General features: G+C 36.7%; 14 protein-coding genes and 1 pseudogene. 1 reads left to right on the forward strand and 14 read right to left on the reverse strand.

Features of this window, described 5'->3' with window-relative positions:
* Positions 1–156 precede the first annotated feature (156 nt).
* On the reverse strand, positions 157–768 hold the full coding sequence (cdaS, locus tag D5F11_RS25345) for a sporulation-specific diadenylate cyclase CdaS (RefSeq protein WP_120119518.1): 612 nt from the start codon (positions 766–768) through the stop codon (positions 157–159).
* Between the two features lie 171 nt (positions 769–939).
* On the opposite strand from cdaS, the gene D5F11_RS25350 reads away from it, so the two are divergent.
* Positions 940–1,275, forward strand: coding sequence for a 2Fe-2S iron-sulfur cluster-binding protein (locus D5F11_RS25350; RefSeq protein WP_120119517.1), 336 nt, complete (start codon positions 940–942; stop codon positions 1,273–1,275).
* Between the two features lie 116 nt (positions 1,276–1,391).
* On the opposite strand, the gene D5F11_RS25355 is transcribed toward D5F11_RS25350, so the two are convergent.
* From D5F11_RS25355 to D5F11_RS25415, 13 genes and pseudogenes are all read right to left on the reverse strand, one after another.
* A complete protein-coding gene (locus D5F11_RS25355) occupies positions 1,392–1,985 on the reverse strand; it encodes an FtsX-like permease family protein (protein WP_143253795.1) in 594 nt (197 codons plus the stop codon).
* 243 nt (positions 1,986–2,228) lie between these two features.
* Positions 2,229–3,116, reverse strand: coding sequence for a PhzF family phenazine biosynthesis isomerase (locus tag D5F11_RS25360; protein WP_120119515.1), 888 nt, complete (start codon positions 3,114–3,116; stop codon positions 2,229–2,231).
* 311 nt (positions 3,117–3,427) lie between these two features.
* Positions 3,428–4,285 carry a hypothetical protein gene (locus D5F11_RS25365; protein WP_245998327.1) on the reverse strand — a complete coding sequence of 286 codons (858 nt, stop codon included), beginning with the start codon at positions 4,283–4,285 and terminating at the stop codon, positions 3,428–3,430.
* Positions 4,286–4,917: 632 nt separating this feature from the next.
* Positions 4,918–5,322: a DUF4181 domain-containing protein gene (locus D5F11_RS25370; protein ID WP_185830916.1), complete on the reverse strand. Its 405-nt coding sequence runs from the start codon at positions 5,320–5,322 to the stop codon at positions 4,918–4,920.
* 122 nt (positions 5,323–5,444) lie between these two features.
* Positions 5,445–5,648 (reverse strand): annotated as a pseudogene (locus D5F11_RS25375) (zinc ribbon domain-containing protein).
* A gap of 103 nt (positions 5,649–5,751) precedes the next feature.
* Positions 5,752–5,928, reverse strand: coding sequence for a PspC domain-containing protein (locus tag D5F11_RS25380; protein WP_245998329.1), 177 nt, complete (start codon positions 5,926–5,928; stop codon positions 5,752–5,754).
* A gap of 156 nt (positions 5,929–6,084) precedes the next feature.
* Positions 6,085–6,294 (reverse strand): hypothetical protein, encoded by a 210-nt coding sequence (locus D5F11_RS25385; protein WP_126646688.1) that lies wholly within the window; start codon positions 6,292–6,294, stop codon positions 6,085–6,087.
* A gap of 73 nt (positions 6,295–6,367) precedes the next feature.
* On the reverse strand, positions 6,368–6,940 hold the full coding sequence (locus D5F11_RS25390; protein ID WP_120119513.1) for a class D sortase: 573 nt from the start codon (positions 6,938–6,940) through the stop codon (positions 6,368–6,370).
* A 547-nt stretch (positions 6,941–7,487) separates the two neighbouring features.
* Positions 7,488–7,715, reverse strand: a complete 228-nt coding sequence (locus D5F11_RS25395) for a hypothetical protein (protein ID WP_120119512.1) — start codon at positions 7,713–7,715, stop codon at positions 7,488–7,490.
* On the reverse strand, positions 7,705–9,894 hold the full coding sequence (locus D5F11_RS25400; RefSeq protein WP_120119511.1) for a Mur ligase family protein: 2,190 nt from the start codon (positions 9,892–9,894) through the stop codon (positions 7,705–7,707). Before D5F11_RS25400 ends, D5F11_RS25395 begins: the two co-directional genes overlap by 11 nt.
* 64 nt (positions 9,895–9,958) lie before the next feature.
* Positions 9,959–10,981 carry a D-alanine--D-alanine ligase family protein gene (locus D5F11_RS25405; protein ID WP_120119510.1) on the reverse strand — a complete coding sequence of 341 codons (1,023 nt, stop codon included), beginning with the start codon at positions 10,979–10,981 and terminating at the stop codon, positions 9,959–9,961.
* Positions 10,982–11,022: 41 nt separating this feature from the next.
* Positions 11,023–12,735 carry a YyaL domain-containing protein gene (locus D5F11_RS25410; RefSeq protein WP_120119509.1) on the reverse strand — a complete coding sequence of 571 codons (1,713 nt, stop codon included), beginning with the start codon at positions 12,733–12,735 and terminating at the stop codon, positions 11,023–11,025.
* A 120-nt stretch (positions 12,736–12,855) separates the two neighbouring features.
* The coding region (locus tag D5F11_RS25415) for an LPXTG cell wall anchor domain-containing protein (protein ID WP_126646689.1) at positions 12,856–13,344 on the reverse strand (489 nt) is incomplete at its 5' end.

The raw sequence follows: 13,344 nt of genomic DNA on the forward strand, positions 1-13,344 counted from the left end.
GCATTCATCTCACCACTTACAGAAGTGGGAGATTTCTGCTGAATGAAGTTAAATGATAACTCAGAGTGTAGAAAGGCAGACACCTTGCTTAGTTTTTCGCGGAGGTTTCGTCCTTAACATTAGCAGCGACAGTGATTTAATTTTCGTCCTATGGAGCTAGCCAATATTAATGGGATAGAGATTTCCGTTAAATCCAAATGACACCCTCCCTGTCTCTTCAGATACTACGAGGACAAGTGCATCACTTCGTTCAGATAAACCTAAAGCGGCACGATGTCGCGTACCCAGTTTTTTATCCCCTACAAATCTGTCTGAAAGCGGAAGAACATTTGCTGCGGAAACGACCTGATTAGCTTTTATCATTACAGCCCCATCATGGAGCGGATTTCCAGGAAAGAAAATCGATTCTAATAAGGAATGAGTCAACTCTGCCTTGAGTGGAATACCTAATTGTATCAACGAATCAAGAGAATCTTCTCTTTGAATGACAATTAACCCGCCATGTCTATAGCTAGACATATTTTGAATGCAAATTGATAAATCCAAATATTTATCTGTAAACGGAGCCAAATAACAGTTCAAATAAAACGAAGCGGCTTTCATGTCGATGGATATAAAATGTTCTTTAATCTTTTCAAAATTTTCAAGAAGACAGTAGTTTTCATTATCCATTACTTCCAAATTATTTTGGAGTGCCATGATGACTTGGCGAATCTCCTCCTTTAAAGCTTGTTTCAACGGTGAAAAATCGCAATTAGATTGATTCACGAAGATACACCTCCTCCTTTTAAGTTTGTCTACCGTATAGATTGTTTATTCGTTTGTTTTTAAGCGATTCATCCAAAGGCTTTTTTGTATAAAATAGATAAACTGGCTCAGAATAACCCTTATCCAGAAATTGCTCATAATTAGCAACCCATCCTTTTGGAGGTGTGGAAATTGCCTTTCGTAACGGTGTTCGGCGAAAAAACTTTTGAAGTAGAGATGGGAAAAAAATTAGTGTTAGCTCTCGAAGATAATGGTGTAAACATCCTCCATTGTTGCGGGGGAAATGCAAGATGTACCACCTGTAGGGTAGAAGTGTTAGCAGGTGATTTTATGGAAGTAACGAAAAAAGAAAAAAACGCCTTTGCTAATAAAGGCATTGATGAGAATTTAATTGAAGATTGTTTACGTTTATCCTGTCAAATTCGTGTGAATGGAGACATAACCGTTCGACCGATCATGACCGCCCAAAATACCGGAAAAAAAGTGGGTCCAAGACCAGCTGATTAAATAAGCCTGCTTCCAAGCGGCAGTTTTACCTCACGATGATGAAGGATTAGTTTCAGGTCAAGTATCTATACACTAGGAGATGAGTCTTTCTTCTAAAAATGTTATTTATCTTTTATTTATCTCTGTTTCAATCCCATACTAGGATCTATTTTGATTTTCCTCCCAGGGATAGCAGCACTAATTACACCTACGAAAACAGGAACAATTAACCCTGTTACAAATACCCAGAATTCATTCCATGCAATGGTTTGATACATTAAATGTAGAATCACCATACTGAACACTATACCTAGAATTCCACCAAGAAATCCGATAAGGGCTCCCTCGATATAGATCATCTTTCGTATCGCCCGATCCTGCCACCCCAATGCCTTGTATAAGGAGATTTCTACATTTCTTTCCTTGATATTTTGCCACATGACTTCCGAAGTTGTTAAAATAGCAATGAGAAAACACAAGATTACCGAAAAATAATGAGGTGCTTTTACCTCCATCGAGACATACTGTCCCAGCCAAGTGGTGAATAAAACCCCGTTCAAACTTAACGATACTGTAATGAATACAATGAGCAGCCCTCTAGGTAAACCTATCGTAAAAATTGTCAATAGGTTGCGAATCCATCTGCTGAATATGGCATTCACCTCAATGCTGAGCAGCCCTTTAACCGGAACAATTCTCGCTTTGGATAGACTAATCTCTCCTTCTTTCATTACTTCTACGGGTTGGATTTTTTTCACAAATAAGCTAGGTAATAACGCCCCTTAGCAGATAAATAAACAGAATGCTGCCTGAAATGATTAAGAGTTTGTAAAGCTTGTTTGCTTTGAATCCGACTTTTAGAGTTCTGAACACAATAATCCTCTTTTCAAAATATTTTGATTATAATCATTTTATCTTTCGTCTCAATAGAGAACAAGTGTGTTCTTACCCAAAAACCTTTTGGCTTCGCCAAACTAAAATTCAATCTCAATATCTTTAACATAAACAGCCGTGCCCGAAATGGAGATATCCAATTGATCTAGTTCTCCCCTTACATGTACATATACTCGTCCGTCTTTATTGATTTCATGTCCTTGTTCAACAATAAGCGTCGTTGGTAATTTAGTGTCTTTATTTACAAAGGTTTTATAATACGCCCCCATTACGCCTGAAGCGGTTCCCGTAACGGCATCTTCAATTGTATCCGAATAGGGAGATGAAAAGTGACGAGCATGCATATCATTTTCATCATCTCGAACTTCAAAACAGATAGGATGCAAAGAAGCTTTCGGCATTTCTTTTAAAACACTTGGAAAGTTTTCTGTCATTGGGTTCATTTTACCAAAGCTTGCTAACTCTTTAACCGGTACAATTAATGTCCATACTCCTGTACTACCATAAACAATTGGGTATTTTACATGTAAATATTCTTCTCTTAATCCGATTGAAGCTGCTAAATTAGACCTTGAACCACTAAATGATTGAAACTTTGGTTTCGCATGTTGCATTGTGATAAGTAATTGATGATCTTCTTCACAAATATGGATTGGCAATACGCCTGCATTTGTTTCAATGGTAAAAGCTGATTGTTTTAGTAAGCCGTTCATTCTTAATGCGTAAACAGCTCCCATTGTCGCATGACCACATAAATTTATTTCATGTCCAGGTGTGAAGTAACGGATGCGAAAATCAGCAATATCCGAAGAAACAACAAAAGCTGTTTCGTTGAAACCTACTGCTGATGCAATAGCTAACATTTGTTCTTCTGTATAATCCTCTCCATTTAATACAACGCCTGCTGGATTTCCTTTCTCTGGAATCGAACTAAACGCATCAATGTGTTTTACATACACTTTTGGCATAATAAGTTCTCCTTTAATCGGGTATCTTGTGAGTGAAAATTCCTATAAGCATTGAAATTTTGTATAACCAACTATGCGGCGTCAACTAATTGATAGTATGTAATAGCAGAAGTAGCATCTTCCATTTTAGGCATCTAATATTTGTTCCCATCGCCATTAAAGCAGACATTAGTAAAGCTTTTTCTTCTCACTTTGGCGGTTGGTTCGTTGAGCTGTAAATAAATCCGTCAGTTTAAGCGTGATAACGATAGCAGGTCATAGAGTGCCAAACTAAAGTCATACCGATGTTTTGCCAACGCTTCGGAACAAAATTATGCGCTGCACCTTCCGGCACTTTTGTAGATGTCGCACACTTCAGCTTGTGTGGATCGAAATGCTAGTGAATGAAGTAATATATGAGTATACAGTCTGAGATAGAAATACCTAGCATTTAGGAGTCTTTTAGGAGACAAAATATAAAGCGGTCGATTCGGCGGGATATCGACCTCAAGGGGAATGTTCAGCTTATAAGCGGCTATATGCAAATTCTGCAGCAGCGTGAACCATTCCTCGTCCAAGAATGAATAATTTTTCATTTTGACGGTGTGGCTACAGCCATCTTGCTGATGGAATATGAGCTCTCTGCCGCCGCCATTCTCCCGACTTACTTTGCAGTCTACAATGATTTTTCTGATCTGATCTGCAGGCAATTGCTTTTTTTCTGAAAAAACAATCTGGTTATGCTCATAATCCACGATGATCTGCTGGAACTTCATTGTACTGTAAGTAAGTATTAATCGATCGGACGAATCTGTACCTTTTTGCAACTGCGCCGTTGCTTTAAGCGCCTCCAATCTCCGGTTATTCAGCCCTTTATTTCTCTCTAGCAACCGATCCTCGACCTTATAATGGCCCTCGATATATCTCAAAGGCAGTTTGCTGACGTGCTCAGGCGTATAAAGAAGATATTCTTTCAACCAGTAAAAAGCGAAGGGCCGGATGACGAATCTCTGCTCAACCCCAATCAGTTCATCGAACGCTATATCATAACGACGACCCCATTTTGAGAATTCAATCCGATCAGGTGACATGATGATAGAATACGGAGGTTGCAAGTAGCCATATAGCACTGTTCCACTCATGAACAAAACGATACCCATGAATAAGGCTGAAGCATTAATCGCCAGCATTTTCAAATCTCCTGATAAAAAGGGAAACCACTCAATGCGGGGAAATTGAACCAAAAATATCAGAACCATAATGCCCCCAATCAAAAGAATTGAAACAAAAAACGAGAGTAATGCAGCAAAACCAAAAGATATAAACAGCGACTCTCGTCCTAACATTTCAATCGACGGGCTGCTCTCCTGCTCCCGCTGTTGTTTTAAGTTTTTCCGTTTATTCATAGTTAAATTATAACATATTTGCCACTTACAACGCGGCTGACTCAGTATAACTGTCATCGTTATGACCGATCTGTATAGTTAACAAAATTACCGCCTGCCTTAAAGAACTATTTTTCAGTAAATCGCCATTGGAATCATAATGAAGGAAAGCATATTTATGTTTTTACTGTCGTGTATCTCTGCAATAAAATAAGCCGATTAAACCCCTATGGATTCAATTGGCTTTTTATGGACATTTTCCTAATTATTCCTTTTATAAAAGTTAAGATTGTACCCTGGGTTCCAATCTCCGATCTGAATGATCTTATTTTTATTCATACAGAAGGAGTACAGTCATGTTTTTCCCTGAAGATATTTTTACCAAAATAGCTCTCAAGCTAGCCGCTATTAGCACTGCGTTCTGCGGAAGAAAGGTTTTAGTTCAAAAAAATATTTGTACTATGATAAGCGATGATGACCATAATTGGAAACCATGCCGCAAAAACAAAATAAATCATATATTCCTTCGAATCTTTCATTGATTTTTTTGCCATGTATCCTCTAAAACTCCAGAATACAAGTATAAAGAATGAAAGCCACAAATAAATGGGAATTTCATTTAGTGTACGACCGGAACCCATATCATCAACACTTGTACTTGCCAAAAATCCACCAATGATAAATATCGCTACAATTAAAACCTCAATAAACCTTTGTTTTTTAGTAAATTTTATATTATATTTTGTTCTTTTTGGCAGGTTCAATTTATTTCTAATGACTTTTTCTATAATTAAGGTGCTAATGATTAACAAACAGTAGATTGCTAACTCTGCCCATATCACAGTCCACCTCTCCCCTCCCAAGCTATTACTCCTTTTCTGGGTACATTTTTTTCACATCGTTCTTTGAATACTAAAAAGCAACACCACTGTTACAGTATTGCCGCGATTGAATTCTGCATATTTTATCCAAAGAATAAATCTAATATATTCGATGCTGTGGAAGTCTGCTTATTATAGAACTCGGAATAACCGCAGTTATTCAATAAACAACCAAAAACGTATTATGCTGAAGATCGAGTAGTTTAGATAATCCTGTTCCTGTCATTGCAGCTTCTTTTGTTCCGTGCATCTTTGCTCCTGCATTTTATGCAGCCTTTTTCAGACATGTTTGTTCCCCTTTCCGAGAAACCGGTCTATTTGTAGTCTAATTTGAAAAGGTTTCAGTTAATCTTGAGGGATAATTCTAGCGCCCGTTATTAACTGAAGGAGCTAATATAACGATGGATTTTCAGGTAATAATGCAGCCAGGATGATATAGATGGCAACTGCACCAGTGACGAAAAATATTAATCTTACAATAAAGGGAGAGATACTAAAAAATTCAGCTATCCCCGCACATACACCAAATAAAACTTTATCAGTGGAAGATCTCATCAATTTCTTCAATCAATACTCTCCTCTCTTCTGGTTTATTAATGACTTCATCTTAAAACCCTTGAGATTTGAATATGAGCGCTTATCCTTATTCGTGGACAGCGCTCTTAAACTCAAAGTCCGTTCTATTTTGAGTTCACATCCAAAATAAGATGATCGCTCCAGCAATCAAATCCCTTTTTTACATTCATCCACCATTGAAGATAAATAGGCCATCCGAAGTATATTTAATCCTATATCAATCAAATGCGCCTTGGCATATTTGCGCCCAGATTTTATCGAGCTCGGCTCGATAAAATCCTCTGAAAATCTGTGGCATCTGCCGGAGGCTTTAACTTTATTTAGCGGGGTTTGAACCCCTACTGAATGGAATACCAATATGCTTTCATCTCACCACTTACAGATGTGGGAGACTTCTGCTGAATGAAGTTAAATGAGTCAATTTATCGCTTTACTTATCTCCTACCGGATAAGCGTATGTAATAAACCGGTCCGGAGCATCCCCAATATAGCGGAAAGGATAGCACGTTGTTACAACAAGTACTTCTTCTCCCATCTCTCTGATTACGGTCGTATCATTTGCAGAAACAATTTCTGTATCTCGAATTTCATACGTATAGGAGCCATATGGTGTATTTACAATATATTGATCTCCAATCTCAATTTTTCCAAATTCACGGAAAACTGTGTCACGATGTCCAGAAAAAACGATTTGCTCCCCTTGTCCTGGCAAAACAGATTCAGATAAGTGTCCTACACCTTTCTTGAGTGAGTCCGGATCTGTTCCCTCCACAACAGGCAATGACTTTCCTAGTTTTGGAATTTCCAGAATGGCAAAAGCTTCGTTCGCATTAACCTTGAAATCATCGGGGGTCAGCTTAACCTTATTTTTCCCCTTATCAACGCTTTCTTGCGCTTCTGTTAATGATTCGTCTTGCGCCTTCCAATGATCATAATATTGATAAACAAACACACCGATGAATACTACTCCAATGATTATCAAAATACTTCCCAATTTCCTCATTGAACTCTCTCCTTCATTTCAACCTTCACAAGCTAATGTCATATTTAAAATATTGGTAGCTTCGCTTTCCTGTTTATGGAAATCTATTCCTACAGCTTTTTTCCTTTTTATCATACCTGTGTGCCTGCCGAATAAACGATTCATTCTTAGTGCGGCTTGCAAGTATGTCTTCTGGTAACGAACTGCCCTTTTTCACATGATCACCACTTTTTGATTGGCAGACGCAACAACGAATAAAAGAGCCTTCATAGTTACTTGTGAATAGTGGTGATACAGTAGTCAAAACGACTGAGAAAATATAATCTTAAAGATTATGTATACTATCACTTCTTTGGCTGATTTACTAAAAACCGAGCTTTTTTGACACCTAGAAAAGTTATGTTGAGGTAAAGTTCAGAAAAAATTACCAGAAATATTCATTAAATTAATCTTAAATTATTCTCTGTTTATGAACAAGTGATAATACAAAAAATTGATTGAAATGCCACGTCCCGTCCTAGTTAAACCCTTTAAAAACCCTTATCCCTTTTTGGAAGGAGATAAGGGTTTAAAAGATAAACTTATAAAAAATAGTTACAAGTTTTATGACAACGATCAATACAAGCACCGTTGTCATAATAAACATAAAAGTGTTTTGAAATGGAGTAGATTCAACTTCTTCCTTTTCTTCATCGATTTCTTTCTTGTTCTCAAGGTACTGATTCAATTCTGCTTCAATTTCTAAATTTTTCTTTTCTAATTCTTCCATTTGATCCTGCTGTTGACTATTTTTCAACTGTTTCATCCCTTTGCAAAATAGGATTAGATTTTAAATTGTGCAGCGACTGGCTTAACAAGTGTAGTAATTTATTCCTCGATCTCATTCCTATCATACAAATCATGATATTACCTACAAAAGCGATACAAGAATAGCGTACATTTCCCAATACGATCCCTTTGACCTCGCTGCCATCTATAACAAATAATGTAGGTAAATAGGATTGAAATTCAAAAAGCTGTTCTCCGACAATAAACAAATCATGTAAGTTAAAAGCTTGCTGTTCTTTTACACGATAGCGCCCCGACAAATTTAATGTGGCCGCCGGAGTTATTTTAAGTGATTGAGAAGCTTTTAAAATTTCCTCCATAGCTGATCCACGGCTGCCACAGTATATGTTTACCAGCTCAAAAATCGCACTCGGATGCTGAGTTTGTATTAATTCTTCCACTAATTCTCTATGTGAGAACTTCTCCCCTGTTTCGAATGGTTTATTGCCAATACTTTCCCCATTATTTGTGGGCCAATTTTTTAAATAAGTGACTTCATGGAACTGAATCCCCTTTTTCAATAAAATCATGAGAAGCAGAACAGGAGCAATTCCTTCAATACTTTGTGAAGAAGGATAACCTATTGAAAAAATCTCTTGTTTACTCTTAAGATCATGTCCAGCTGCACCCCACATAGGCTGTAGAACTTCAGCAATAGAATTTGGAGAAAAGTCTTTTAGCGCTTGTTTTGAACGCTTTATTTGTAAAGGTAATAGATGGCTTATTTTTCTAAAATCACTTCCTGAAACTGAACCCTTCAATACGATAAGTGAATCGTCTGTACAATAGAAAGGAACATGTTTAGACAGATTAAGAGCATTATCAAACCAACCGCCCACCATATGTGCAGGCAATTTCTGTATTACCTTTCTCATATAATGGCCATGCCCAAATACAAAGTCAGCACCTGATGATAGGACATGCGGTATAAGTCCCTCATGAAGACGACTGCTTTGATCACCTAGATCCGCTACTTGTCCTAATATTAATATTTTATTTCCTCGATAAAACGATTGTTTCGCTTTAAAAGTTTCAATCGCATTCATCATCGAAGGGATAGCAGCATTATGAGAATCATCAATAATATCAATATTTCTATTATCACTTGTTGTTAGCTGTTTTAATTCCATTACCCTGTCAAGAGACTGGAAATGGAACATCTTAGATAATAAAGCATCTACTTCAAAACCCATTTCTGCTAGACAAAGAAATGCACCAAGCGAATTCACAATGCTTCCTTCACTTGGCATCTGCATGTCAAATTGATAGTCTTTATTTTTGTAATGAAACACGATTGTTGATTTATATTTTGAATGAACGATCTTTTTAAGATATAAGTCCGCTGCATCACTTTTCAAACTGTATGTTTTAATTCGACCGGTTCTTTTCGCGGCACGTTTTAACAATATCTGAAATGCTTTTGGTAGAATATCTTTGTTAATGATAGCTAAGCCATTGGCCTCCAGTCCATCAAATATCCTTGCTTTAAATTGGGCTACGGTTTCTAACGAGTGTAGAGTTGATAAATGCGCTTCTCCTATAGAAGTGACAATACATATATTTGGCCTTATTGTAAGTGATTGGTTTCCCCTATTATTTAAGGCGTTTAACGATATTTCTAATATTCCTACATCTGGATTTTGACATAGTTTAGCACCGTATAGCGGTACTCCTGTTTGTGTGTTATGATTTCCTCTTGTTGCTACAATAGAGTGGTCGTCTTGCAGTAGATGTTCAAACATTAACCGTGTAGAACTTTTTCCTACTGAACCTGTTATTCCAATGACAGGATTTTGCATTTTTTCCCGTCCAGCCTGGGCTAGCAATTTCATCACTTTATAACTGTCTTTTACAATTAGTTGAGGCACGTCATTCTTCAATTGTTGAATGGGTTCTTCCGTAATGATCAAGTCACAGTTTTGATAGAATTGCAGAATTTTGTCGTTTCCATCTTTCCAATTTGTGTTCCTTCTATGTACTTCATTCCATCTTTTATTTGAAATAGAAATAAAGCAGTTACCTTCCTTTTTCGAAAGATGCGTCGGATCAATCTCAAAATCAATAATCGGCCGGATTAAACTTATATCAGTAAAATAATAACCATCTAGCATCTCTCTTAATTCCTCATATGTAAAACCCGCAGTCATATAAAACACCTCAAATTATTATGGGGGAATAATTATTAAGATAAAAATAGATCATAAGCTGTAGTTAACGCCTTTTTCCATGTTTTTCTATTGCCAGGTTAATGAGGGCGTCAATGAGTTCTGAATAAGGTACACCACTTCGCTCCCACAGAATAGGGTACATACTTTTTTCGGTAAAACCAGGCAAAGTATTGACCTCATTCATTAAAACTTTCCCTGATTCTGTCAAGAAAAAGTCCGCTCTTACCAAACCCGAGCACTCTAAGATTTCATAACATGTTCGAGCAATGTCAACTATTTGTTGATAAATGTCATTGTCAATATGAGCTGGCACACAAAGTTTTGTTTCTTGGCTCATATACTTAGATTCATAATCATAAAACTCCTCATGATCGAATAATATTTCTCCAGCTACAGAAAAATGAATATCATGATTTCCCAATAGGCCAATCTCAATTTCTCTTCCTTGAATTGCTTCTTCAACAATTACTTTTTGATCAAACGAAAAGGCCATGTTGAAGGCTTCCTGTAAGTCTTCTTTCCCGCTGCATCTCGATATCCCAACACTGGACCCTAATTTAGCCGGTTTAACAAAACAAGGAAAGCCGATTTCACGATCAATACGTTGATAAAAGTCGTGTTCATTCGCACTCCATGTTAGATAATCTGTAGAAATGTAATGAGCTTGAGGAATATCGGCTTGATTAAAAAGATTTTTCATTAACACCTTATCAATACCAACCGCTGAAGCAAAAATACCATTTCCGATATATGAAACATTTAATAACTCAAAAAAACCTTGAATCGTCCCATCCTCACCATTTTCTCCATGTAAAAGTGGAAACACTACATCAAATTGCCTTATGTCATTTAAGATGAATTCTGATTCATTCTTTAACACCATTTCTTCCACCGTTGGAAAAGGAGATTTAATGATTCCGTGTGAATGCCATTTACCTTCTCTATCTATAAATATCGGTAACACAGTATATTTGTTATAATTAATTGAATGTAAAACCGAATACGCTGTATTGATAGAAACTTCGTGTTCAGGTGATGCACCACCATAGATAATCGCAACTTTCATTAGAAAACTCCTTTATCAAATACTTTACATAAAAGATGTAGCTATACATCCGTCAATGTTAAATCTTTTGATTCCTTCAACTCTGGAAGACGGTGCGTCAAATAATGAATATAACCTGAAACATTGTGTTCAATATCATCAATTCGAACCCTGAACGCTTGGTGTCGAATGAAGAAACCATTTAAAATGAGACCCGGTTCTTTAAAATACATAACAAGCTCAGGATAACAAAATCCTACTCTTTGATATTCAGCTCGTTTATCAATTGTTTGAAGTAAAAATTCCTTATCAATGTACTCAAACAAATACTCCTTACCTAATTCCTCTATTTTTCGAACCATTTTAAAAGCAGCCATCGTTAATTCCAAAAAAGTTGGATAAGTGGTATTTCGATGATAAATAAAGTTTAATCTTCCATGGCAATTCTTTAGCCCAAAAATAAAGTATTGATCCTCAGGAATATACATAGTAATTTCATTTGCGGCGTAACTTAGCCAATGGTCGTGATATTTCCAATAATCATTTGCTATCAGAAAATCAAAAGCATCCTTTATTTTATTTAGCCAATTTTCTTGACGATCCAAATCATATAATCTTAGCAAAGCAAAAACTGCTTCTCCGTCATAATAGACGATTCTAAAGGCCTCTTTTATCTTAAAGGATGGGTATTCCAAAACGTGTAAAAATCCTCCATCCTCTTTTTGCATCGAAATGATCCCTCTTCCCAACGAACGAGCAAGCTCTAAATATTGATAATCATTCGTAACCTGCATGAGCTTTGTTAAGGCCAAGATGGCATGCGCATTTGCTCCCAGCTTTATTTCATTATCATTTGCGTAATCTACTACATAAGCGCAATCTTCTTTGTATACAATCGCATTGTTGATTAAATAATCAATCCCTCTTTCAATTCCTTCACGTATTTCTTCATCACCTAAATATTCAAATGCCTCTGCCATTGCATATAAAGTGCTTGAATGACGAAGAATATTATATGTTGGAATCCTCTTAGCAAAACAAGGAAAGTATCCATATTCAAATTTGCCATTCTCTTCAACTTCGTTAACTAGAAAACTAGCTGACTTTTTGATCAAGTTATGTAATTCACATTCAAGATTATGAACTTTCCTAATACCGTTGGTTAATTCTCCATTATATAATTCATAGATTTTACTATTTTCATCAAAAAAAGCCATTGTTTCAAATAGGTATATTTTTTTATTGCGATAAGAGTTTTTATAGAATGGGAACTTTTGATTATACCTGTATTTCATGTAATGGTTAATATTTATTTCATCTAATTCTTGTGGCTGCCCCTGCTTGCTTCGAATAAGAGAAAAACCATTTATTTCTTGTTCTAACAAAGCCAAGCGAAATTCATCATCGAAAGCAATTCCTTTTCTAAAGTAATTGCGTTTTACATGCTTAATATATTCTTCAAAGTCTGGAAAATCCCATTCTTCTACATTTGTAACGATGTCTAATTTAATCCATTCTGGGTCAAAGTAGGATCTTTGGATTAGTTTGATTGCAGACCTCTTCACTTTTTGCCAAGCTTTTTCACAGTTGTTACCACTGGCATTCACTACTTTTGCTCTAACATCAGGGTTACCTAGTGATAAAAATATGACATATTTTGTACTTTTATTTGAGAGGATATCAAGTTGAATATCATTACTTTCTAATTTTTCATCCATTCTTTTCTTTAAAGCCTCTAACCGTTCTTCAACTTCTCTCATGTTGTTTCTTATCATTCATAGATACCTCCTCCGACTTATAGGATAAAATGAGTTTAGGCAGATGATGAAAAAGGTAATCAGCCTATATTTCATCTGAAGTATAGGCTGATTATTGGCTAGTGCTAGCCTTATATTTTACTGTTCAATTTTGTTTTCTTTTCTGCGACGAGCAAACAGAGAAGCAACACCAGCAAGCAAGGCCATTAATCCAGCCATAGCTGAATTGTACATAGACGTTGCAGTATTTGGTAACTTAGTTCCTAAGTTAGTTGTGCCTTTTCCATTGCTATTATTAGTTTCTGAACCGTTGTTAATTCCTGAACCATTATTTGTTCCTGAGCCATTGTTACCCGTACCATTACTGGAATCACCGTCAGAGTCTGAGTCACTGTCTGAGTCTGAATCGCTGTCGGAATCAGCATCACAATCAGAGTCGGAATCACCGTCGGCATCAGCATCACAATCAGCATCAGCATCAGCATCAGCATCAGCATCAGCGTCAGCATCGGCATCAGCATCACAATCAGCATCAGCATCGGCATCAGCATCGGCATCAGCGTCAGCATCAGCATCAGCGTCAGCATCGGCGTCAGCATCGGCATCAGCATCGGCGTCAGCATCGGC

The sequence above is a fragment of the Siminovitchia terrae genome (assembly GCF_003605405.2).
In the GTDB taxonomy this organism is placed as follows: domain Bacteria; phylum Bacillota; class Bacilli; order Bacillales; family Bacillaceae_C; genus Siminovitchia; species Siminovitchia terrae.